The organism is Petrotoga halophila DSM 16923, assembly GCF_002924615.1.
This window is the reverse complement of record NZ_JALY01000045.1, coordinates 18,362-42,516: the sequence shown is the minus strand read 5'-3', so window position 1 is coordinate 42,516 and position 24,155 is coordinate 18,362. Positions and strand designations below refer to the sequence as shown.

19 protein-coding genes are annotated in these 24,155 nt (G+C 33.4%); all 19 read right to left on the bottom strand.

The window, feature by feature from the left end; all coding sequences use genetic code 11:
* On the bottom strand, positions 1 to 509 hold a 509-nt coding region (locus AA81_RS02120), incomplete at its 3' end, for a nucleoside phosphorylase (RefSeq protein WP_146050324.1).
* A gap of 29 nt (positions 510 to 538) precedes the next feature.
* Positions 539 to 1,288: a GntR family transcriptional regulator gene (locus AA81_RS02115; RefSeq protein WP_103898041.1), complete on the bottom strand. Its 750-nt coding sequence runs from the start codon at positions 1,286 to 1,288 to the stop codon at positions 539 to 541.
* Positions 1,289 to 1,770: 482 nt separating this feature from the next.
* Positions 1,771 to 2,940 (bottom strand): sn-glycerol-1-phosphate dehydrogenase, encoded by a 1,170-nt coding sequence (locus AA81_RS02110; protein ID WP_103898040.1) that lies wholly within the window; start codon positions 2,938 to 2,940, stop codon positions 1,771 to 1,773.
* A gap of 9 nt (positions 2,941 to 2,949) precedes the next feature.
* On the bottom strand, positions 2,950 to 4,011 hold the full coding sequence (locus tag AA81_RS02105) for a GntR family transcriptional regulator (RefSeq protein WP_146050323.1): 1,062 nt from the start codon (positions 4,009 to 4,011) through the stop codon (positions 2,950 to 2,952).
* A gap of 208 nt (positions 4,012 to 4,219) precedes the next feature.
* Entirely contained in the window at positions 4,220 to 5,719 is a 1,500-nt protein-coding gene (gene arfA / locus AA81_RS02100; protein ID WP_211292628.1) for an arabinosylfuranosidase ArfA, read from the bottom strand.
* A gap of 60 nt (positions 5,720 to 5,779) precedes the next feature.
* Positions 5,780 to 6,760: an ABC transporter ATP-binding protein gene (locus tag AA81_RS02095; protein ID WP_103898038.1), complete on the bottom strand. Its 981-nt coding sequence runs from the start codon at positions 6,758 to 6,760 to the stop codon at positions 5,780 to 5,782.
* Positions 6,747 to 7,733: an ABC transporter ATP-binding protein gene (locus tag AA81_RS02090; protein ID WP_103898037.1), complete on the bottom strand. Its 987-nt coding sequence runs from the start codon at positions 7,731 to 7,733 to the stop codon at positions 6,747 to 6,749. Before AA81_RS02090 ends, AA81_RS02095 begins: the two co-directional genes overlap by 14 nt.
* Positions 7,734 to 8,582 (bottom strand): ABC transporter permease, encoded by an 849-nt coding sequence (locus AA81_RS02085; RefSeq protein WP_245863370.1) that lies wholly within the window; start codon positions 8,580 to 8,582, stop codon positions 7,734 to 7,736. It lies immediately after the preceding gene.
* Between the two features lie 15 nt (positions 8,583 to 8,597).
* The gene (locus tag AA81_RS02080) at positions 8,598 to 9,614 is read right to left on the bottom strand and encodes an ABC transporter permease (RefSeq protein WP_103898036.1); all 1,017 of its coding nucleotides are present in this window, start codon (positions 9,612 to 9,614) and stop codon (positions 8,598 to 8,600) included.
* An 84-nt stretch (positions 9,615 to 9,698) separates the two neighbouring features.
* Positions 9,699 to 11,606, bottom strand: a complete 1,908-nt coding sequence (locus AA81_RS02075) for an ABC transporter substrate-binding protein (RefSeq protein WP_103898035.1) — start codon at positions 11,604 to 11,606, stop codon at positions 9,699 to 9,701.
* A gap of 36 nt (positions 11,607 to 11,642) precedes the next feature.
* Positions 11,643 to 13,043: an L-fucose/L-arabinose isomerase family protein gene (locus AA81_RS02070; protein ID WP_103898034.1), complete on the bottom strand. Its 1,401-nt coding sequence runs from the start codon at positions 13,041 to 13,043 to the stop codon at positions 11,643 to 11,645.
* A gap of 33 nt (positions 13,044 to 13,076) precedes the next feature.
* Positions 13,077 to 14,609 (bottom strand): FGGY-family carbohydrate kinase, encoded by a 1,533-nt coding sequence (locus AA81_RS02065; RefSeq protein WP_103898033.1) that lies wholly within the window; start codon positions 14,607 to 14,609, stop codon positions 13,077 to 13,079.
* Positions 14,610 to 14,641: 32 nt separating this feature from the next.
* Positions 14,642 to 15,280 carry an L-ribulose-5-phosphate 4-epimerase gene (locus AA81_RS02060; protein WP_103898032.1) on the bottom strand — a complete coding sequence of 213 codons (639 nt, stop codon included), beginning with the start codon at positions 15,278 to 15,280 and terminating at the stop codon, positions 14,642 to 14,644.
* Between the two features lie 304 nt (positions 15,281 to 15,584).
* Positions 15,585 to 15,725, bottom strand: a complete 141-nt coding sequence (locus AA81_RS14110) for a hypothetical protein (protein WP_169999582.1) — start codon at positions 15,723 to 15,725, stop codon at positions 15,585 to 15,587.
* Between the two features lie 359 nt (positions 15,726 to 16,084).
* Positions 16,085 to 17,050, bottom strand: coding sequence for an ABC transporter permease (locus AA81_RS02055; RefSeq protein ID WP_103898031.1), 966 nt, complete (start codon positions 17,048 to 17,050; stop codon positions 16,085 to 16,087).
* Positions 17,031 to 18,539: a sugar ABC transporter ATP-binding protein gene (locus tag AA81_RS02050; protein WP_342750110.1), complete on the bottom strand. Its 1,509-nt coding sequence runs from the start codon at positions 18,537 to 18,539 to the stop codon at positions 17,031 to 17,033. The genes AA81_RS02055 and AA81_RS02050 overlap by 20 nt, the downstream gene beginning before the upstream one ends.
* A 274-nt stretch (positions 18,540 to 18,813) precedes the next feature.
* On the bottom strand, positions 18,814 to 19,647 hold the full coding sequence (locus AA81_RS02045; protein ID WP_103898030.1) for a hypothetical protein: 834 nt from the start codon (positions 19,645 to 19,647) through the stop codon (positions 18,814 to 18,816).
* A 32-nt stretch (positions 19,648 to 19,679) separates the two neighbouring features.
* Positions 19,680 to 21,764 carry a beta-galactosidase gene (locus AA81_RS02040; protein WP_103898029.1) on the bottom strand — a complete coding sequence of 695 codons (2,085 nt, stop codon included), beginning with the start codon at positions 21,762 to 21,764 and terminating at the stop codon, positions 19,680 to 19,682.
* Positions 21,765 to 22,356: 592 nt separating this feature from the next.
* On the bottom strand, positions 22,357 to 23,463 hold the full coding sequence (locus AA81_RS02035; protein ID WP_103898028.1) for a substrate-binding domain-containing protein: 1,107 nt from the start codon (positions 23,461 to 23,463) through the stop codon (positions 22,357 to 22,359).
* Positions 23,464 to 24,155: the final 692 nt, after the last annotated feature.

Below are 24,155 nucleotides of genomic sequence, written 5' to 3'. Positions count from 1 at the left end.
CAAGAATGACTCCAATTTATTCCTGTTTTGAAATCAAGATTTAGGCTTTTTGCTGCAGAAATAAGTCTTAAATATACTTCTGGTGAAGCTACCGCAGGGAAATTCTGTGGTACATAATATTGACTAGCGCCATCATCTCTCACGCAAGCATGGGGAATTATGACATCTCCTTCTTCAATTTCTTCTTGCAATCCAGCAACACTTCCAATCCTAATTAGTATCTTTGCCCCAATATTTATAAGCTCTTCGTAGACAATGCTTGCAGAAGGCCCACCCATTCCTGTTGAAGTGACTGATACAGGGTAATCTTCATAATAACCCGTATAAGTAATAAGTCCTCTGTTTTCTGAAACTTTTTCGGGATCGTGTAGTTTACTGATAATACTTTCTACTCTCCCTTGATCACCGGGAACTATCACTACAGGAGCAACGTCACCGGGCCCACATTGAATATGATATTGAATTTGATTTTCTAATCCTGTTGGAACTCTAAAATCTTGTTTAAACACAGAATCTCCTCCTTGTAGTTTTAAATACGTTATATTTTTCTTCTGAATACACTCAATTTGAAAATAGAGGTATTTATGTAATCCAATGAGTGAAGTAAGGGAATATTATTTTCATCGTAGTGAACTTCTAATAAAAGAGTGACTGCTTTTTTCTCGGGAATTTTCAATAAGTTGGCAAGTTTCTTATCAGCATCAATAGCTTCTATTTCTGAGATAGCATGTTTAATGGGTCTCATAAAATATTTGTCTAAATAGGTAAAAATCTCCTCATTTTTACTATTTTCATCTTTTAAAACGGAAATTATTGCGTCTTTCCCACCGGGAATCCTGTTGATAACCATATACGTTTCAGCGTATATAACGGGGATACCATCAGCCGTATAAACTCTTTTAATTTTGATTAATGGGTCTTTAGGAGCGATTTCCAATTTTTTTGAGAGTGAAGGGGACGCTGCTACTTCCTCAAACTCGTTTAAAATAAGGTCAGGTACTTTCCCTGAGGTCGAAATTATAGTTGAAACTCCCCTTAAATAATCTAAGCCTGTTTGAACAATGCCATCTTTTTTCACCACAAATGTACCTAACCCTTGTTTTCTTATGATCAGACCTTCTCGTTCAAGGCTTACTAGTACTTCTCTGATTAAAGTTCTACTAACCCCTAAATTTTCACACAGTTCCTGTTGAGAGGGTAATTTATATCCTTCAGGGAGTTTAGTAATTTTTGTTCTCAATTCTTTCAATATTTCTTTATATAGGGATCTACCAGCTTTTGAAATCATTTAGCACCTCCTCAGATCAAAATATGAAAATAAAATAACTTTTAAGTTAAAATTAAATAACATATCATACTTCATATCTTTATTCTAATTATAACTTTAATTTTTATATTTTGCAAACTTAATTATTCGTGATTTGAGATGATTAAGAGTAATTAAGAGCTTTTATAGCCGATTACGTTGAAAATTCTTAAAAATGCTCTTTCTAAACATCGTACTATGATCTGGTAAAATACATTCAAGGGGGCATAAAATGGTAGGTATAGAGAAAGCAACTACGAAGGAAAGCAAAGATAATGGATGTAGAAAAAGAAAATACTATAGCTCTCAAGTTTTATGAAAAGTTAGGATATATAAAAACAAGTGAATCAACATTAGAATTAAGTCGGCAACATAAATTGAGCTTTTTTCGTATGGAAAAAGTATTATGATTGAAAACAAAAACTCGGCTAAATATTTTTTAGCCGAGCTGTCAAAGATAAAAATTAACCATAAAATTTTTCTGTAAGAATTGTTGATATCTTTTCTAAAAGGTTAAACTCATGAGCTAATTGAAGAATAGTGTATCTATTTCTGATTTCTCTGGCATGTATGATACTATCTTGAAAGACATCTTTTGGAATGCCTAATTCTTTTGGGCTATATATCGAACCTACCTTTTTGTGAATTGAAATTAAATACTCAGGATCTGGTGGAGTTAATCCTTTAGGAAGTTTATCTTTCATTAATTGATAGATCATCGAAACAACAACCGTCCCTACTCCAACAGAATTTCCATGTAAAGGGTGTGGTATATTTTTTGATATGGCATCCATTTCCCAATAATGAGCTAAATGATGTTCTGCTCCTGACGCTGGCCTAGAGTAACCTACAAATCCAATGGCTATTCCAGAGATAATTAACGCTTCCATTATTTGTTTAGTGACTTCTTCACTTCTTTGACTTATTTTCTCAGCGTTTTTTACACAAAGATCCCTTGCTTTTTCCACAAATTCAACGGTTTTTTCACAATAATATTCATCGTTGATTAATTTAGAAAGTTTCCAATCCGTCAAAGAAGTAAACTTTCCAAGAATGTCTCCAAATCCTGCATGAATCATTTCTAAAGGTGCATTTCTTAGAACTTGTGTATCTGCTACAATTGCTTTTGCATAAGTTGCTTCATACGTTCTCTTAAAACCTTCTACAATTAAAGGAGAGACCATCGAGGCATATCCGTCCATTGAAGGAGCGGTTGCGAAGATTATATAAGGGATATTAAGTTTGTAACTTAAAAATCTACAAAGATCATTTATGGTCCCAGAGCCAACGCCAATTATTAACGATGTATTCTTAGGGATTTCTATCAATAATCTTCCAACGCTTTTTTCATTTGGAATCAAATGATTTTCATTTTGAAAAATAAACTCAGTTATTTGGTAATTTTCTCTTTTTAAGAGTCTGATTAGTTCTTTCCCCCAACTCTTATAGGTATTTTTATCAGCCACAACAAATAAATTTTCAGACTCAATAATATCTATAAAACTATTTTTATCGTTCAGAATATTACTTCCCACAATTATTTTTTCAATATCTACTTTATGAGTTCTTCCACATTCACATTTGAAATTCAAACCAGCCATTAGTTCTATTTTAAGATTTAAAAGATCAACCATCTTTTTTCCTCACTTTTTTTGAATAAGGCTATTTCTTTCTATAAACTCAGCTTTCTCGACAATTTTTTCAGGTTTTCCATTGTTGTTTTCTTCGATCATTTTAAGCAGCATTTGAGCAGCTTTTTCACCGAATTGCTGTTTTGGATGCCTAAAAGTAGAAATTTCAAGTGCCTGTGCAAAATCCGCATCATCAAAACCTATTAACGAAATATCGTTTGGTATATCAAGGTTCAACTTTTTTGCAGCCATTATTACCTGCATAGCCACCAAATCGTTTGAACAAAAAATTGCAGTGGGTAAATTGTTTTTTGGTAGGCTCAAAAGCGACATGATTAAATTAAAAACTTCATCGGATGTTTCTTGTCCGTGAAAAGGCAATTCGTACAGCAATATTTGCTTATGTTCATTTATTGTATCTATAAATCCATTAGCTCTTTCATTTGCTGCTTTATGAACAGCTTTATATATCACAGCGACCCTTTTATGTCCTAACTCGATAAATTTTTTCGCTGCAAAAGATCCACATTCATAGTCATTCAATACCAACGTTCCAGCGTATGGAATATTTAGATCACTATTTATAATCACGGTTGGGATCTGTTCACTTATTTCTTTTAAAAGAGTTACATTGGCTTGTTTAGTGGCACTTACCACTGGATCTACTATCATACCTTTTAATCCAAGATCCATCCACCTTTCTAAGGTCTCCCTTTCAACAACAGGATCGTTCTTTGCGTTACCTATAAAAGAATTAAATTTAGTATTTTTTAATGTCTCTTCTGCCCCCATGACTATAAAAGGAAATATATAGTCAGTCAAAGATTGAGTTAAAATGCCTATGTTTTCTTTATCTTTTCTCATAGATTTAACGTATGTTCCACTGCCTCTTCTGGTAACCAAATACCCTTCTTTTTCCAAATCGTAGATAGCTTTTCTAACTGTCTGCCTGCTGACGGAAAAAAATTCAGCCAATTTATTTTCAGATAGAATTCTATCTCCTTTTTTTAATTCTCCACTCTTCAATTGATCAAGGATGTAATCTTTTATGATAGATTGCTTGGTCTTTTTCACTGCCAAAACTCCTCCGTAGTGTGTTGTTATAACTAGTATAATACATTTTATTTAAAAATTGCTATAATTTTGAAAAGATTTCACTTCCTGATCCAAACTGCCATTGGTCCTTCTTCTCTATTTGCTCCTTTTATTCTTCCAGTTTGTGAGTACAACTTTCTCTCCCAATTTAGTAAATCCTCATAGTATCCGTTTGTTTTTAATTTTATTACTTTTTTAATCGAATAACATTCCAAGAAAGTGGTGATAATTCAGCTTTTACTTTTCCATCTTCATTTCTGGCATTTCCATTGTTGTGGGGTTTAACGTTGTCTGGGTTATCTTCTGTATTTACAGCTTTAAGATCATTGTTTTCTAAAATTATGTGCTCTGTCACAGAATAATCTTCAAAACCTTTTAATTCGCAATCAAACTCTATCTTATCTTGTGCTCTATTTACTGCAAATATCGTTAATTCGTTTTTCTCTTCGTTAAAAACGGGAACAGCATCAACAAATGGAACACCTTTAAAATCTTTAGTGTCATATGTTTCAGCTGAAATGACTGGTTGTAAAACTGTGCCTCTTCCAAAATTAGAAGCATGCATGAATGGATAGAATATTGTTTGCCTCCATGCACCTCCACCTTTTCTTGTCATAATAGGTGCAATTACATTAACTAACTGGGCTAAACAAGCTATCTTAACTCTATCAGCATGTTTTAGGAGCGTAATTAGCATTAAACCTACTAACAAAGCATCTTCAAAAGTGTATACATCTTCTAGTAATGGTGGGGCAATTTGCCAGGGTTCAACTTTCTCATCTTCTTTTCTTGAATGAAACCAGACATTCCATTCATCAAATGATATATAAATCGTTTTGTTAGTTTTCTTGCGACCTTTTACGTAATCACATGCAGCTACAGCTGATTTTATATATGAATCCATATCAATAGACTTTGCTAAGAAGTTTTCTATGTTATTTTCATAATTGTCGTAGTAGGCATGCAAAGAAATAAAATCAACATAATCATAAGTATGCTCAAGTACAGTTGCCTCCCATTCACCAAAAGTTGGGATGTGCCATCCTGAGCTTCCAGAAGCAACCAAACTCAGATTTGGATCAACTAATTTCATTACTTTAGCGGTTTCTTCAGCCAGTCTGGCGTACTCTAAGGCGGTTTTGTGCCCGATTTGCCATGGACCGTCCATTTCATTTCCCAAACACCATACTTTTATATTGTGTGGATCATTGTAACCATGTTGCTTTCTTAAATCACTGAAATAACTTCCTCCAGGGAAGTTGCAATACTCAACAAAATTTCTAGCTTCGTCTATTCCTCTTGTACCTAAATTAATGGACGTCATGGGTTCTGTATTAACTAACTTACACCATTCAATAAACTCGTTGGTACCAAATTCGTTTGGTTCTAATGAACGCCAGGCTAATTCAAGCTTTTTAGGTCTTTTCTCTTTTGGACCTACACCATCCTCCCAGTTGTATCCTGAAACGAAGTTTCCCCCAGGATACCTAACAATAGAAACATTTAATTCTTTGACTAAATCTATCACATCTTTTCTGAACCCTTTTTCATCTGCTTTAGGATGATCAGGCTCATATATACCTGTATAAACTGCTCTACCAAGGTGTTCTATAAAAGAACCAAAAAGTCTGTTATCTACTTTATCAATTACAAAGTTTTTGTCTATGTACATTTTTGATTTTTTCATTTTAAATACCTCCATTTTTGATGATTTTTTATGTTTTTGAATTTAATTAGATAAACCAAATTATTTGAAACTTTCATATAAAAAACATTTGACTTTTCTACCTTTAATTGAATAATATCCAGGTTCTTTTTCTTTACAAATATCTGTAGCCTTCGGGCATCTATTAACAAATTTACATCCTTTTTGTTGATACTCTGAGATAACAGTCATTCTTTGCTCTTCCGACTCTTCTAAGGCGATTTTTTTCTTAGTAGGATCAGGTTCGAGTACTGCTTCCTTCAAAAACTGAGTGTAAGGATGTAAAGGTTCATCTAAAATTTCTTTTGCATTTCCTATTTCTACCAAATTACCTCTTAACATAACTCCTATCCTATCACTTATATAATAAGCTGTAGATAAATCATGAGTAATATACAAAACACTTAAATTATGTTTTTCTTTTAGTTCTTTAAATAAATTGACTATGGAAATTCGTAAAGATGCATCTAGCATAGAAACTGGCTCATCAGCTACTAAGAGTAAGGGATGCACAACTAAGGCTCTAGCAATTGCAATTCTCTGAAGTTGCCCACCGGAAAATTCATGAGGATATTTTCCTTTAACTGATTTGTAATCCAAACCAACATTTTTCAAGGATTCATTTATAAGAGATTCTATTGAAGACCTATCCTTTACAATATTAAAATTTTTGATCGTTTCATAAATAAAAAGATCTGTTTTTTTCATAGGATCAAATGAATCAAAAGGATCTTGAAATATTGGTTGGACATATTTCATAAACTCCGTAATTTCAAAGTCAGCTATATTTTTGCCATTTAAATAAATCTTTCCAATCTCTGGATAAATTATTTGAAGAATAATATTTGCTAAAGTACTTTTTCCACTTCCGCTTTCTCCTACTAATCCGAAAATTTCAGGAGAATCTAATGATATTTCTAAAGTAACGTCATCAACAGCTTTAAATTCTTCTTTAGAAAGAAGTACTCTTTGAGAAAAAATTTTTGTGACATTTTGAATTGAAAGTTCTTTATTTTCTTTCATTTGTTTCACCCCTTTCAAGCAAATGGCAAGCGGCTTGATGTCCTGCGGAGAATTCCTTCATCGTAGGTGATACTTTTTTGCACAATTCAAAGGAATGTGGGCAACGTGGATGAAATCGACACCCTGAAGGAGGTGAAACTAAGTCTGGAGGGCTTCCCGGTATTCCTTTTAATCCTCTTTTATCTCCTATTTTTGGTAAAGAATCAATTAAAAGTTTGGTATAAGGATGCAAAGGATGGCTAAAAATATCCAGTGTTTTGCCAATTTCAACAATATTCCCAGCGTACATAATGGCGATTTTCATACAAAAATTGGCCATTACCGACATATCATGAGCTACTACTATAATAGTATTTTTACATTCATTTTGTATTTTTAATAGTAAGCGCAATACATCTAATTGCACACCTACATCCAGCGCAGAAGTAGGTTCGTCTGCGATTATTAATTCAGGATGGAACAAAGAAGCAGCTCCTATAATAACTCTTTGTTTCATTCCACCAGATAATTGGTGAGGATAATATTCTAAAATACTTACAGGAAGTCCAAGATGTTGTAGATGGGTACTTAATAATTTTTGATAATTTTTATAACTCAAATCTTGTCTGTGAGCTCTCCACAAGTTTTCAAAAAATTTTTTAATTTTTCTTACTGGATTTAGTACGTTCATTGAAGCTTGGGGAATATAGGAAATTTTTTTCCACCAATAAAAGGGAATATTCTCATTAGTTATCTTTGTATTAGAACTTAAATTTTTGAAGTTATAAATAATCGACCCATTTTCCAAATAAAGCGGCGGTTCAATAGCACCATAGATTGTTTTCACCAACGTTGATTTTCCACAACCAGATTCACCAGCAATACCAATAATTTCATTATCTTCAACGGAAAGAGAGACATTTTCCACTGCTCTTGTTTTTTGGGTATTATGCATGTAATAAGCATTAATTTTATTAATTTCTAACAATGCCATTTAATAATTTCCTCCTTGGACACGCATTCTAGGATCTACATATTCATTCACACTTATTGTTAAAAGATATAAAGAAGTAAAAAGTATAATGGCTCCTATTATTGGTACAGCTAACCACCACCAAATGCCCATTATTAGTGCCTGATGTTGATTTGCCCAATAAATTGTAGTACCAATGGTTGGAGTTTGAAGACTAGTTAAGCCTAAAACAGATAAAGTTACCTCTAAGCCTAAGGACCATATCATATTATTAATAAAAGTGGAAAAGAAAACAGGAGTCAAATGAGGGAAATATATTTTGGAAATGATATTAAGAGTCTTCATTCCTGAAAATCTTGCAGTATAAGTCAACTTTCTTTCTCTTAGACTTAATATTTGAGATCTGAACAATCTTGCATCCCAAGGCCATCCAAAAAGTCCTAAAACCACTGCTAATAAAAAGAAGGGAAGTCTTCGAAATACCATTGCGATTAATATCATAACAAGTAAAATAGGAAGAGTAATAAAACTGTCATTAATAATCATAAGAATGTTATCAGTTCTTCCTCCTCTATAACCAGAAACAGTACCAACAAACAAAGCTATTATCCTTGAAATAGAGGCAGTTATTAAACCAAAAATTATAGAGTTTCGAAAAGCATAAGAAGTCATCCAGAAAAGATCTTGGCCTTTAGAATTGGTACCAAAAAGATAATCTCTACTTGGAGGACGATTAACAGGTGCATAATATGTTGAAAAAGGGTCTATAGGACTAAAAAAAGAAAGCATAGAGAAAAAAATTATGATAATAATTAAAATGAAACCAATTTTAAATCTTACATCATTTTTTATTAAATTTACTAAATTCACAATTTCACCACCTTTTCAGTTACCATAAGTTATTCTAGGATCAATTAAAGGATATAATAAATCGACTATCAAGGTGCCTAAAGCAACAGCAACTATAGAAAAAATTGTAACTCCCATAATTAAATTGTAGTCTGATCTTAAAATTGCTTGATAAGCCAAAAATCCAATACCTGGGTAATTGAAAACAATTTCAACTATAAGCGTGCCACTAAAAAGCATTCCTAATTGAAGAGCTAATCCAGTTATTTGAGGTAACATAGCATTTCTCAAAATATAATTTCTAAATACTTCTGTTTTATTGATAGCTGCAAATTTTGCATAAACTACATAATCCTCCTTAATAATATGGGAAACTAGTGTTCTCATGCCTTGGAACCATCCTCCTATTCCTAGAATTAAAAGGGAAAGTGCTGGCAAAAAGGCGTGTTTAATTACAGTAAGAAAAAAATTCCAACTCAAATCTGGGATTGTACCAGGAGAATATGCTGCACCTGAGGGAAAAATCGGTAAAGTATAAGAAAAGAAAATTAAAAGTACTAAAGCTAGTATATAATGAGGAATAGGCCTGAATCCGTTAATAATAACTTCGATACTTCTAGCCCATTTTTTATCTCGGTTACAACCCACTACACCACCTAACCAGTTTCCAATCAGCCAAGATAAGATAGTTGTTGTACCTAAAAGTCCTATTGTCCAAGGTAAGGCATTAAATATCAAATCAGTTACAGGTGTGGGAAAATAGGCAAAAGAAGGTCCAAGATCACCTTTTAAAAAGTTTTTCCAAAAATTAAAGTATTGTTGTAAAATGTTTCCTTCTAATCCATAAGTGATTTCTAAATTTTTTCTTAATTTTTCTACAGCCTGAGGATCTGTATATTGACCTTGACTCATCGCACGTCCAATAGCTTGTTCTACCGGTCCAGTATCCGTAGATAATCTGGGAAGTATAAAGATAATAGATGTACTAATAAAAACAAGTATTATAAACTGTAAAAGTCTTCTCACAATATAATTCGCTAAATTTTTTTTCATTATTTATCCTCCTAAAACATATGAGTCTTTTCAAGGATAGCCTGCCTAAGAAAATCTTAGGCAGGCAAAAGCAATAAATTAATTCTATTTTCTACCAGTGGGCTTAAGTTTTGGGAACATATACTTACTGTTCGCCCAGTTAGGTACGGGGTTAGTGTAAGGATCTTCTGATGTAGGATAGCCTGTCCAGTAATATCCATCACAAATTGTAAATACATTATAAGACATGAGGGGGATTTCAGGCATATCTCTAACCATTAGTTTTAGAAAATCCAAACCAATAGATATGCTTTCTTCATAATCAAAAAAGTCAGTTTTTATAAGATCTTCTATTATTTTGTCCAATTCTTCGCTTTTATACCTAATATAATTAGAACCTGAGGCTAGCTCTCCACTTGTTTTATAAAAATCAGAATGCCATGTACGGAGAAAGAAAGAAAGGTCCGGATGTCCTCCCCAAGTTTCTATATTCCAAGCATAACCTACTTCAAAATTACCAGGATTTAAATAGTTTGGCCAAAGAACCGCAGTACTAACACCTTGAATTTGTGCATCAATTCCAAATCTTCTCCACTGTTCGGCAACTTTTTCTGCTCCTCTTGTTGCTATAGGTCTTCCTTCCGCTTCACAAATTATGTTAATTCTCCATAGATCACCATTTGGAAGTCTCCAACGTCCACGATTATCTTTAGTAAAACCTTGACTTATAAGTAACTTTTCCGCTGTTTCAGGCGAATATTTCCACCACCCGTACCCTAATGATCCTCTAATTTTCTCTGGATCATCAGGTACTTCATATCCAAATTGTTTTTTCGCTAAATCAGCAACCTGGAATGGTATTGTTTCATCATATGGAAAGAACTTTTCACCATCTACTTCAATATAAAATTCTTTCAACCATTCTTCTAATGGGTCAAAATACCATTTTAAATGGTTACCAGTAGGTGGAACAGCAATTGGAGAAATAGTTGCAGCACCATTGTAAGAAGCCAACGCTATCTCTGGCATATTTAAACTGAGTGTAAGAGCCCATCTAACTTCGGGAATATTGTAAGGATATTTTTCATGATTAAGTAATAAAGCGATTAGGGTTGGATCTGGATGAGCCCAAGGAAAATCTTCGAACCACGTTACAGAGTAAGGATTATTTTGTATTAACGATATAGCAGCTTCGGGTGCTAAATCGTGAACAATATCCAGTTCATGTTTCATTTGATCTAAAAATCTACGTTCTTGCGATAGTCCAATATATAAAACATAATTTGGACCTGGTTCTCCGTATAATTTACCTAAGGTAGTTCTCTCCCAGTCATCTCGTTTTTTCCATAAATTCCAGTATCCGTTTGGATCATAAGATTCCAAAACATAAGGGCCTAAACTAACAGGTGGATTAAATTTATAAGCTTCTGGATTTTCTACTTTTTCAAAAATATGTTTAGGCATTATGTAACAACCAGACCATCTTACAGTAAACGTAGCGTGCATCCTAGAATTTGGTTCTTTTAATTTCAATACAACTGTGTAATCATCAGTTTTGTAGACTTGGTCGACATATATTTCAAAATTTGCTCCCCAACCCATGGTAGGATGAGCTTTTAAAGTTTCAATTGTGAAGACAACATCATCCGCAGTAAATTCTATTCCATCGCTCCAATAAATCCCTTCTCTCAATTTAATGGTCATCATAGTATAATCATCATTATAAATAGGTGGTTCCGCTGCTAAGGAATTTAACCAAGGATCTCCTTCAATTCCAGCATCTGGGTCTATATACCATAATGCATCCATACAAATCTGTTGTAGTCCTCTCGACCATGAAGGAGAACCTGGAGCCCATATATTGAAATTACCTGGATCTGTAGCTCTTCCGTCGGGATTTTCAATAATTATTAGTTGGTCACGCGGTACTCCTGGCATATATTCTGTCTGTGCGAAAAGAAAAGAACTTAAAATGATCAAAAACGTTAAAACAAACAAACTTTTCTTTAACATAATTTTTCCACCTCCTAATGAGTTTTTGAAACTTCTTCATACCCTAACATACTCAGTACCGACCATTTTTGCAAACAGTTCCCACCTCCTTGTAATGTCTCCGATGTTAAAGCATTGGTGATGAGTTCCTCCGTTTTTGAGCCAGTTTGTCATCGTAGTCCTTACTCCTGTATCTGGTTTGAAATGAAAATATGGCATTTCAACGTTCGGATAATTCTCGCTGTCTATAACTTCTCCTTTTGAAACAACTAATCTGAAATTTCCTTCACTTAAGGGGGCTAAGGAAGTTATGGTTCCTTCACCTGGCTGCACGTTGAATACAACTGTAGGCGGATTGTTTAAATCTCCTATACCTAAAAATCTGTCTATGAGTTTTATTGGTTTGTCTTTCCTTGCTACTTGCCAATTACCTTCTCCCATATGGCTCATAAAAACGGAATCCCTTTCAAAATCCATAGCATACATCTCTGTGAAGTGACCGCTATTTCCAAGGATGTGTCCTATTTTTACTACCGTAGCTGCAAGTGCATCTCCTTCTGCTCCATATCCATATCCTTTCGCCATCAAGTTAGAGGCTGCCATTAGCGGTAACTGTTTGAACCTTCCGTCATCCTTTACAGAATCGAAATAGATACTGTATCCGTCGTATTTGTTGTCTTCGAGAAACTTTTCGATGGCGACCTGAAATTTTGCTGCAAAGTCGTATTGGTCTTCTTTTAGTTTAGGATCAATTTCAAAGTTCTTGGCATTTTCTGCTTTAACATCTTCGATTTCTTTCTTTGTTACTTTTTCAAAGTAAGAATATATCTTTCCCATGCTTTCGTCTACCACTTCAACTCCAAGCTTTTTTAATAATGCTGATGAATCAAAGGTAATATCCCCCATCCCTGGCATTCTTCCAACAACTGCGATTTTTAAATTTTTACAAGCTTTTGCTGCTTGGGCCGCAAGACTCCAATCTTTTACAAAACATTTGAATTCTTCTTCTTTCCAATTTCCTGTAACCACTGGACATGTAATACCTAACCTAACTATGGCATTCATGTTATCTTGTGCCCCATGTATTCCTTGGTTGTAAGTTAAAAGTTTCATATTCCATTCTTTTGTTACGGAAGGTAAAGGCTGAATATTTGCAAGCATTATTGGCAAATTATTCTTTTTTAAGGCAGAAACAATTCTTTGAGATGGACTGTAAGTTAGCATCATGATCATAATTCCATCTATTTCTTTATCGTTGTTATATGTTTCAACTATTTCTTCGATGTCTTCTCTTTTTCTAGCTGGCTTAATGAATTTGAATACCGCTATATCTCCTAATTCTTTAATAACGTCTTTAACGTAGTTAGATTGAGTTTCAACTATGTTTGGATAAGTTTTGTCGTACAGTTGTTGCATAATTCCTAATACACCAATTGTAGGTTTTTTCTTATTTACCATCTTGCACCTCCAAAGATTGTTCTATTTCGTAAGTTATAATTTAGCAATTTTATGCATTATTTCTTTAGTATTGTTATATAGTTCTAAAAATAGATTGTAATAATTATTGTATTTAGCGAAATTGTTTTTATCTGTGCTTACGGTTGTTTCTATCTTTATCCAATTTTTAATTTCCTCAGGTTTTTTGAATATTCCGGTACCAAGTCCAACGAGGAATGCATCTCCCAAAGGTGCTTCAATGTTGTCGGATAATTTGATCATGTTATAGCCCGTGACATCAGCAAATATCTTAGTCCAAAGGTCAGAATTAGCTACTCCTCCAACTATCCAACAGTCTGGATTTAATTTTATGCCAGATTCTTTTGCGGTTTGCATGTTATGTCTTAGTGAGAAGGCCGCAGATTCCATAAGAGCCCTATAAATATGCGGTTTTTTGTGGTACAATGTGATTCCAAAAATAACCCCTCTTGCATCTGGGTCCCATATAGGGGATCGTTCTCCCATGAAATATGGTAAGGTTAAGAGACCCTCGCTTCCCAACGGTACATTTTTTGCCTTCATTTCTAAAAGATCATAAGGGGAATAGTCAGTTTGTTCACTAAAAGTTTTTTCCATTTGACCAAATTCATCTATAAACCAATTTACTAATGCGCCTGTTGTGGCACTACCGCCAAATGTGTAGAGTAAATGGTCTTCATCGACAACGTAAGGGTAATTTACTAATTGGGGAGTAGTTGGTTTTTTATCATATAGAAGAGTTCCCCAACATGTAGAAGTCCCTGCCATAAAGACATGTTCTCCTTCGTTCAATACTCCAGCACTCAATTGTGCCATTGGTGCATCTATTCCTCCGGAGATTATAGGAGTACCTTTTTTTAATCCAGTAAGTTCGGCCATATCTTTGTTTAAATAACCTGCAATATCTTTTGATCTTAGTATTTTTTCTGGTAGTTTATCTATGGGGATTCCTAGTATCTTACCCATTTCTTCTGACCAATTTTTTGTCCTGATATCAAAAACTCCGCCTAAATTCCCAGCTGAGCTGTAATCAGTTGAAAGTTCTCCTGTAAGCTTATATATAACGTAATCTTTAGGGCTAACGAATTTATAAGTGTTTTTCCAAACATTAGGTAAGTTATTTTTTATCCACATTATTTTGGTGAAACCAAAATAAGAATCCACATAGTTTCCTGTTATTTCAAACAATTTCTCTTTTGAAACATTGTCTTTAACCCACTGAGTTTCTTTTGATGCCCTTCTATCCATCCAAATAAGGCAGGGATACAGAGGATTCATGTTTTTATCTACGGGTACACCAGCTCCGCCATATAATCCACTTAAAGATATTCCGACTATCTCAGCAGGGTTTATATTAGCTTTTTCTACGGCTTCTTTTAAGGTCTGAATGAAGGCGTCTACCCATACATCTGCATTTTGTTCAGCCCATGAGGCCTTTGGTGTGCTTACTTTATATGTTTTGCTTGCTTTTGAGATTAGATTTCCTTTTTCATCTAAAATAACAGTTTTTGTCCCAGTAGTTCCTATATCTGTGCCTATTAAGTACATAATATGTTGTCCTCCTTAAACCATTTATTTTGTCACTTTTGACCGTAGTTACTGTGATGAAATTCATATAATCGTTTTGCTTCTTTTTCATCTAAAGATTCTGGATTTCCAATAGTCCTAGCAAGATAGGCTGTTTGTGCGACCTCTTCCAAGAAAATTGCTTTTCTAATAGTTTCCTTGATATTTTTTCCCATGACTATTACTCCATGTTTACTTAAAAGAACTGCTTTTGCTTGATTTACAACTTCAATCACAGCTTTACCAATTGCCTCAGTGCCTACAGGCGCATAGTTTGAAACAGGCACTTGTACACCAAAAACATCAGCATGCGCAGTGCTGTAAACAGGTATTGGCTGTGATAACAATGCGAAAGCAGAAGCATAAGGTGAATGAGTATGAATAATACTCCCTACATCTGGTAAATTTTTGTAAAGGTAAAGGTGAGTAGCAGAATCAACAGACGGTTTTAGTTTACCTTCTATCGTGTTTCCTTCCATATCTAGAACTACCATATCTTCCGCTTTTAATTCATCATATGGTATTCCAGAAGGTTTGATTATTACATGATTATTCACTTTTACACTTACATTTCCACTGGTGTAGGCGACTAATCTGTATTTTTCAAGATTCATGTGAGCTTTGTATAGTTCTTTTTTCAAATCTTCGTACATTTTCAACTCTCCTCTTTTGATATAAAAATTTATATTTCAAAACTGCTACAAATAAGATTTGTGAGGTTAACTTGTATGATAAAAATATTACAACATGTATATATGATTCTTAGTAAATTTTAAATTTGTACATACTAATTATATATCTATATTTCTTGAAAACAAAATACAGTTATTAGAAATTACAGACGATCTGATCTGTTTAGAGGAAATTAAATTGGATTAACAACTTAATTCTCAATTTTTGAAAAAATGTAAAAAAATAAAAACCTGGTTAGAATTTTCCTCTAACCAGGTTATGAAGTCAATTTTGTGGTTCAAAATTAGATTTCTCACGAAAATAAGGGCCAATTGTGCATGTGAAATAAGGCATCTTTTCAGCTATCTCTACACTCTTTGCCTCATCATCTATTCTTTCTTTAGCTTCACCGAATGTATACTTCATATCACAATAAGTTTAGGTGTCAAAAGCTTCTTTGAACCATATCGCATACACTCTAATAGTAACCATTGTATTCTAACTTTGCAATTGTTTTGAAATTCACATATATGTTGATTGTATCTCTTGTTGATCTATGCTTGATAGTACCGTGAATATTTTATATTCACCATCAGTTCAAAGGATTTGAATAACTCTTTCCTTAACTGGTATATTTTGTGTTTTTCTGGCTGATGCTATCTTATTTCATTCTCTGATCATATTTCGCTTTTTTCTAATCACGCTTTTTGGAAGAGAATCCTTATCACTTTTTTAACCTATTTTACCTTTTGTTAATCATTGTTTTACCTATTTTTGATGTGATGTTATTCTTTTTCTTTCTTACTTCCAAATGCTACTGCTAAGATTATAATGAAACCACTGACCATCATTTGTTGGCTAACTTCTAAACCGGCAAGAATCAATCCATTATTAATTACCCCCATTATCAGGGCGCCAAAAATTGTTCCCACTATCGTACCTTTTCCACCAAAAAGACTCGTTCCTCCAAGTATTACAGCAGCAATAACATTTAATTCGTCACCATCACCGAATGAAAACCTTCCTGACTGCATTCTCCCCGCATATAGCATACCTGCCAAACCAGCCAAGGTACCAGAAAGCACAAAAGTCAGCAGTTTTATTCTATTGGTATTAATGCCCGTATATCTTGCTGCTTCTTCATTTCCTCCTGTGGCTAAGGTATACCTACCAAAAACAGTCTTTCTATATACTAAATCTCCTGCTATCGCTATCAAAAGCATCCAAAAAAGTAAAACTGGTATACTAAGAATATTACCAGAACCAAACCAAAAATTATAACGTTCATTCATAATGGGCACTGGTGCAGTATTTGTAATCCACATTGCGGCCCCTCTTACAGCTTCCATCATCCCCAAAGTAACAATGAAAGAAGGAATGCCAACTGAAGAAGTTAAAAATCCATTTGCAAGGCCAATAAGTAAACCTGTACCTAAACCAATTATTGAGGAAAGAATTATGCCATATCCTGCTTCTAAAGAAAGAGCAGTGGTTAAAGATGATAAAGCAGTAATTGACCCAACTGATAAATCTATTTCTCCAGTAGATATAACAAATGTCATACCGACACCCATTACTGCAATTATCGCTGTCTGTCTAAATATATTTAGGATGTTAACTTTTGATAAAAACCCTGCATCGAAAAGTGTAATAGAAAAAAACAAGAATACAATTACAAAGGCAATATAAACAATATTTTGTCGCCAATTGAAATTTTTAATAGCTAACTTATTATCCTTTTTGTATTGCATATTGCAATTCCTCCTCTGAAAAAATATCTTCTCTATTAATAGTTCTGGAAATACTACCATTTTTTAAAACTATAATTCTATCACTAATAGCCATAAGTTCTTGTAACTCAGACGATATGATTATAATTGCTTTATTTTCATTAGCAAGACTTCTTATTAGTTCTATTATTTCAGTTTTAGCACCTATGTCTACCCCTATGGTAGGTTCATCCATAAGAAAAATCTCTGGTTGATGAGCAATCCATTTTCCTATTACTACCTTTTGTTGATTACCACCTGATAAAAATTTTACCTTCTGATTAATTCCATCAGTTTTAATACTCATTGTCTCAATTAATTTTTCTGTTATATTTCTTCCCTCCTTATCATTTATAAATAATTTTCCTTTAAGTTTTTTAAGTATAGGAAGGAGTATATTATTTTTTACACTATGATCCAAAATCAATCCCTGTGTTCTTCTGTTTTCAGGTACTAATGCTAGGCCCTCCCTCAGAGCCTCTTGAGGAGACTCGATACCTACTTTCTTATTGTTTATCATTATTTCTCCTGAATCATATGACTTTATCCCAAAAAGAGATTCTACAATCTCTGTTCTACCACTTCCCATTAAACCAGCTATACCTAAAATTTCTCCGGGATATAATTCAAAACTAATATTTTTTAGGTTATACCTTTTTGAATTAAGATTTTTAACTTTTAAGATTGGCTCTTTTCTCCCAATTTCTCTTTTCTGCCATTCAAATGAATGCTCTAATTCTCTACCAACTATATTTTCTATAATTTGTTCAAGAGTTAAATTGCTACTATTTTCGGTTAAAACATTTTCTCCATTTCGTAAAATTGTTACTCTATCTGCTATCTTTAAAACTTCTTCCATTCTATGTGAAATATAAATAATTGAAATTCCCTTATCTTTTAGTTGTTTCATAAAATCAAATAGAATTTCAGTTTCACTTTCACTTAATGAAGAAGTTGGTTCATCCATTATTAAAATTTTAGAATTGTAAGACAACGCCTTTGCAATTTCAAACAATTGCCAGTATGCTACACTATATTTGTCTATAGTTTCTGCTGGTGGCACATCAATGTTTAAATTATTTAGTAATGCTTGAGCTCTTTTAAGGCACTTTTTATCATCTATAAATCCTAATCTGCTTTTTGGCTCTTGATTTAAAAATATATTCTGGGCAATTGTTAAAGTAGGTACAAGGCTGAATTCCTGAAATACCATTGCTATACCGTTGGCTTTTGCATCTTTTGGCTCGTTTATTTCTACTTTTGTGCCATTAATTAATATTTTTCCACTGTCTTTTTTATAAACTCCAGTTAGAATTTTCATTAAAGTAGATTTTCCTGCCCCATTTCCTCCGACCAGAGCATGGATCTCTCCTTTCCTTAACTCAAAGTTTACTTCTTTGAGGACTTTTATTTTGTTGAATGATTTAGAAATATTCTCCATTTTTAAAAATACTTCGCTCACCTTAATCATCCTTTCTAAATAGAGACAACTTTGAAAAAAGTTGTCTCTTAGATTAAAACTAGTTTTTTCAGTAATTTTTATGTATTGCTTCTTTAAGATAAATTACAGAATTTTACCTTCTACTAACTAATGTAGCTGTCTCTATCATAAAAATTCGGGTCAATTTTTGTCTTGGTCTGTAATCATTTTATTTCTTCTTCTTACTTTAACAACTTATGTAACCTTCATTAACCTTTACTTTTAGTAATTTCTGAAGAAGATATATCAAAGTTAATGAGTTTTCTTAACTTAATTCGTGCAATTTGTATTTTGCAATGAATGTATCTAGATTATTATTGCTGGGATCCACAATTATGGTATTATCAGAGCAAAGCTGCTTGAACTTGTATCCACAGTCTTTACTCTGTGAAATTTCTTGATAAGTTTCTTTACTCATATAGATGCCAAGTCCAACTTTCCAATAATTGTTATTAACCCAGTTGCTAATTTTTGAATATTCATTTCTCCAGTACTTTTCTATCAGTCCCTGTTTAACGGATGTTATTAAAGATACCTTCTTTTTTTCATTGAATCCAAGGATTAAACTAGTCCACAATTTTGTAGAATCTTCAAAAATTGCCACAGTAACAACACTACTTTTCTCAACAAAATTATTGATTATTGATTTTGCTTCAATAAAACCCGGCCTTCCTGGAAGTAACCATTGAAGACCAAGTTGTCTGCTGGCTGGACTTGGATATGTCACTATTCCTGGATAATAGGAATCAAGCGTTGAATACATTCTGAACATGTAATTATCGAGATCTTCTTCAGCTGTCCAAACGGATTGAACTTCATCATAGTAGGTTTCAACACTGCATCTATCTAAAATTATAACTAGTTCTGTAGTCTCTTTATTTGCTTCAAACAATTCTTTAGCATCTCGTTGTGGATCTACAACTACGCTTATTGGTCTGTTAATGGATTCATCATGCGAATGACTGATGTTCAGAACTGTACCTTTTTCATGGATTACAGTAATTCTTTTTTTCTCTCTAACCCCCATCAGAAATTCATTATGAAGCCTTGACCATTGATCAATATCCAGATCAATCATTAACGGGTTTTTGTCTAGCATCTCAATTCCTCCCTTTCGATCATTTTCGTTTATTATAGCTTTAATATTTTAATTTCATAAGGTGATAATTTATCTTTGAATATTCCATTTCCAATTTTGATTTCTTTTTCTTCCCATAGATCTGTCACCACATTTGTACCAAATGGTAATTCAATTTCTGCAATTATCTCTTCAATAGTAGGATTTGCGATAAAAAGAATAAATTCATCCTTTGACTTGTGCTTATACAGAACAGTGTCTAGCTTTTCGTTATTCATTTTGATTTTTGAGACCTTTAAATTATTTAATATATTTTCTATTGAATTTTTAACAGCTTCTCTTTCGGAAATTACGAATAAGTTTCCTTTCTCCATAGAGAATTTTTCAATAGCTTTATTCGTTGAATGTTGGGTAATGTCTTTTGAAGCTTTTTCTACAAATGACTTTAAAGATGAAGAATCTTTGAAACTCTCATTTAATTGAGGAACACTTGGACCAATTATCAGATTCCCTCCACTTTCGATGTATTTAATTAACTTCTTACTAATATCTTCACTTAGATATTCAAATGATGTTATTACAACGACTTTATATTTCTTCCATTCTTCAAAAGCCTGGGCAGTATCACCGAGGTTGAATGAAAAACCTCCAGTACTCAAGGCTTTGTAGAAAGCATCAAACCAGTTACTTTTTTCTATTTGTATTGGTTTTTTAAAACCAAAAGTATTGGTTGACACGATTCTAGAATCTGGATATTCAGAAAATCCGAAGATTGATTCAAGGAAATCTCCTTCTACTGGAAGTAGTGTCGTCGCTGCTTGGAGTCTATCGTAGTCTCGGTTGACCATCAGAAGCACATCTGTTTGCTTATCAAAGTTATTCCATCTAATTTTCATCAAATTCCTAGTAATCTTTTCGTGAGCAGAGTAGGGTTTTTTGTTGACTTCTCCTTTATGTGAAATTGGAGAGCCTAACCATTTATTTCTATCCACCAACATATATCGATTGAATTCCTTTATTCCGTGCATTAATGCTGCTTTTGTTGTAAAAACTTCATCCTCAATATTTCCTGGTTTTATATACCATGGCCATACACCAGTTCCCAACTCAGGTATATAAGGAAATCTACTACATCCTGCAACATATGAGGTAATAGTTTTCACATGGTTATATAATTCTTTTTTGGAATAAATATCAAAACCGACAAAATCTATTTCTTCCTCTAATTTGGGGAGGTTAAAAGGAGTTGAAGGAGCACCTGCCGCACCTCCTGGCCCTAAAGGATGGGGGTAGTTATGAAAAAGAGGGACATTTATACCTCTCGTTCTCATCCGATTTCCTAGATCTTTTATACTACTTATTAGATAGTACTCACGATACTCAATCCAATCTAAATAATATGGCAAATCATCTTTTGAAGATCCTTCGAAACGAACGGGTGGGTCAATTTCTTCGAAACACAAGTAATTTGAATGATATTTATTATTAAGTTTGTGGATACTTTCGTATTTTTCTTTCAAAAAGTTTCTGTAAAAAGATTTTGAACTTTCACTGTAATCTGTTGTATAAGGATTAATGTGGAAAAAGTATGCCATTTCATTGTCTATTTGCACAGCAACAAGATTACCTTTTGGAGGTTGATGCTTTTCTAAAATTGGACAAATAGCATCGTACCAAATGTCTACTTCTGCAAGAAAGTTTTCATTGGTATAAGATAATGCAGGTATTGGTTTGGGGACCTGATTAAGAATAACTTTGCCGCCTTTTGAATTTTTTGCTTGATAATTGGGATTCTTTATGATTCTTTCAGGAAAACCAAACCAAGTTAATTCCGAATTAATCTGTGGGCCGGGTCTTACCGAAACAGTTATTCCTTTTTCATCACATAACGAAAGAAACTTGTCAATATCTTTGCTTGGTTCAATCTCGCCAAAATCAAAGACACCCTTTGAAATTTCGTGAATTTCCCAAGGAATGTAGGTTGTTATTCCATTGAAACCTAATTCTTTTACTTTATCCAATATTTCGTTCCATCTTTCCTGTTTAATGCGCCAATAGTGTACAGAACCACTGTACATGGATATTACTTCTCCGTCAACAACAAAATTTCCATCATTGATTTGAACATGTTCAGCCATAACTGTATTCCTCCTTTTTTGTATATTTGTACCGTTTTAGAAACTCAAAAATACGTATTTTAAAACATCTTTTAATACATTAAATATTAAACATCTACTTCCTACAAATATTATTTATTTGATTCAACATTTTTACTATCTTATTATAAAAAATTCTGAATTTAAATATATTCTCGATTTAATCGATATGATAGATTAGTCCATTGCCTCAGATTTCAGCAATAAGGTAGGCAGAACAGGGTATTTCCGTGAAGCTTTGCTTAAGGCTATCTTCATTCTAAATGCTAAGAGATTTGTGGTAAGGAAGTCGATTCACTTCTTTAAGTAATTCTCCCTCAACGCCCCTATCTTTACAGTTCTTTTCCCCTGTCTCTGCCTAAGATAAGAATCATAGTTTCAACCTATTAGAAAAGTTATTAGGTAGTTTGATCCAGCAGATCTCTCACATGATTTAATCTATATTCAAGATTATGTTCATTTGAAAACCAATTCAATCGTTTTCATCCCTCTTAGGAGTTCTTCTAAGAAGTTTACAAGGGAAACGCTCTCATTAAATCGATCTTTTTGAAAAAAGTTATGACTATCTTTGACTTTATTTGAAATAACGTGTTATTGTGTTAGGTGGTTCCGCATTGTAAACAATTTTCCAAGCTTCAAGTAAGTTATCTCTAGTAACTTTCAAAGCAGGGACAGCGTAATATGGGGCAACATCTTTACCTAGCAACGAATACCCAGCAATTATTGCTTCTGCAACTCCCTGCCAATAAGGTAACTGAGCTCCTATTCCTTTAACCATGCCACCTTGTGCCATATTTATTGCTACATTTTCTCCTAAATCACAAGTTGTAATTATAACATCATTAATTCCTGATGATCTTAAGATAGAAATTGCACTCTCAGCTGGAACATCCCAGTTTACCCAAATGCCATCCAAATTTGGATTTCTGGTGATCATCGCTGATGCTACACCAGCAGAGTCATTAGGATCTACAAATCCTCCACGCGCTGCAATTGTTATATCAGGGAACTCTTTTTTAATTGTATCTTCAAAGCCTTGAGCTCTTTGCTTTGTTACAAAGTAGTCTGCGTCGTGAAATATTATCCCTATTTTACCTTTACCATTCAAGGCTTCTCCCATAATCTCGGCTGAAACTACGCCGTTACCATAGTTATCAGCAGAAACGACACTGACATAATCTATTCCAGGTTTCATATTAGCAGGAACGTTATCCATAAATACTAACTTTATGCCAGCTTCTGCTGCTCTCTTATAAGCAGGTGCGGTAGCTGTTGGGTCTGTTGGAATACTGACGATAATGTCTGGATTTTTAGCCATAATAGTTTCAATATCTGATACCTGCTTTTCCGGTTTGAATTGGGCATCAGTAATAGCAACTACTTTTATACCCATTTTTTCAAAGGTTTCCTGCAAAGCGAGAGCCTGGGCTTTCGACCAGTCATTCCCCGAGTAATGAAAAGAAATAGCTGCAGTATAATTACCAGCTTTTATTTTATCAACTTCCGCAGCGGTAAGAGAAAGTGTTTTTGCGGATACAGCTTGTTCGCCTAAGGGTCCTGTGCTCATAACCGGGTTTTCAGGTAAATCCTGGCTCACAGAAATTCCTTCAGCAAAAGCTATAGTACATGCAATAGTTAAAACAAAAAAGACGAAAAAACTTATCTTACTTATACTCTTCATAATCCTACCTCCTTCTAGATTTTAGTTACTACCTTTAGAAACTTTATAACATGCATTACATACTAGTTTTAAAAACGCTATTTTTCCAAAACACCTCCTTTCCCCTTATGGGCTTTTTCCAGTATTTAAAACTCTTTTTGATTAATTCTCAGAAAAACAAGACGTTTTATTTCATCCTCTCACCCTCATAAAAGCCACCTTCTCTTTTCGAAAATTTTTGATTTCTAATATGTCTAGATTTTAGTGTTTTCAAATAATTCTTACTAACTAAGATTCTACTTTAGCTTCGTAAATATTAAATTCAAGTGTAAATCAAATATCAAAGACTATGATTCTGGTAACCATTACTTCTAAGGTTAGTTTTATTACTCTATTAAATTCCTTTGAAATAATTCAAAACCTTTATACCTGACTGATGCGAAAATTTTTCTGTTCCTCTTATATAACTATTAAGTAAATAGACTGCATTCTTTATTGATGTTATTTTAGAATCACTTTTAAGTCTCTACCTTAGATATTTATTTGATAACTTAATTCAAATAATTTTTACCCTCCTTTAAGTAATGTATTTTAAACATTTTAAATCTTTAAGATTCACATAGTTTCTCAATTTCAAAAATTAAATTTTCAAAAAATTGAGAAAGGCGTTTCTACTTATAATTTTTTTAAACTCATTGTTCAATTTTCAAAAA

What these genes read in the sequence shown, in the direction of transcription:
- AA81_RS02045 (WP_103898030.1), bottom strand. Translation starts at nt 19,647, where the DNA reads ATGCTAGACAAAAACCCGTTAATGATTGATCTGGATATTGATCAATGG.
- arfA (WP_211292628.1), bottom strand. Translation starts at nt 5,719, where the DNA reads ATGAAAAAATCAAAAATGTACATAGACAAAAACTTTGTAATTGATAAA.
- AA81_RS02110 (WP_103898040.1), bottom strand. Translation starts at nt 2,940, where the DNA reads ATGGTTGATCTTTTAAATCTTAAAATAGAACTAATGGCTGGTTTGAAT.
- AA81_RS02040 (WP_103898029.1), bottom strand. Translation starts at nt 21,764, where the DNA reads ATGGCTGAACATGTTCAAATCAATGATGGAAATTTTGTTGTTGACGGA.
- AA81_RS02115 (WP_103898041.1), bottom strand. Translation starts at nt 1,288, where the DNA reads ATGATTTCAAAAGCTGGTAGATCCCTATATAAAGAAATATTGAAAGAA.
- AA81_RS02050 (WP_342750110.1), bottom strand. Translation starts at nt 18,539, where the DNA reads ATGATTAAGGTGAGCGAAGTATTTTTAAAAATGGAGAATATTTCTAAA.
- AA81_RS14110 (WP_169999582.1), bottom strand. Translation starts at nt 15,725, where the DNA reads ATGAAGTATACATTCGGTGAAGCTAAAGAAAGAATAGATGATGAGGCA.
- AA81_RS02035 (WP_103898028.1), bottom strand. Translation starts at nt 23,463, where the DNA reads ATGAAGAGTATAAGTAAGATAAGTTTTTTCGTCTTTTTTGTTTTAACT.
- AA81_RS02075 (WP_103898035.1), bottom strand. Translation starts at nt 11,606, where the DNA reads ATGTTAAAGAAAAGTTTGTTTGTTTTAACGTTTTTGATCATTTTAAGT.
- AA81_RS02070 (WP_103898034.1), bottom strand. Translation starts at nt 13,043, where the DNA reads ATGGTAAATAAGAAAAAACCTACAATTGGTGTATTAGGAATTATGCAA.
- AA81_RS02060 (WP_103898032.1), bottom strand. Translation starts at nt 15,280, where the DNA reads ATGTACGAAGATTTGAAAAAAGAACTATACAAAGCTCACATGAATCTT.
- AA81_RS02080 (WP_103898036.1), bottom strand. Translation starts at nt 9,614, where the DNA reads ATGAAAAAAAATTTAGCGAATTATATTGTGAGAAGACTTTTACAGTTT.
- AA81_RS02095 (WP_103898038.1), bottom strand. Translation starts at nt 6,760, where the DNA reads ATGAAAGAAAATAAAGAACTTTCAATTCAAAATGTCACAAAAATTTTT.
- AA81_RS02090 (WP_103898037.1), bottom strand. Translation starts at nt 7,733, where the DNA reads ATGGCATTGTTAGAAATTAATAAAATTAATGCTTATTACATGCATAAT.
- AA81_RS02055 (WP_103898031.1), bottom strand. Translation starts at nt 17,050, where the DNA reads ATGCAATACAAAAAGGATAATAAGTTAGCTATTAAAAATTTCAATTGG.
- AA81_RS02065 (WP_103898033.1), bottom strand. Translation starts at nt 14,609, where the DNA reads ATGTACTTAATAGGCACAGATATAGGAACTACTGGGACAAAAACTGTT.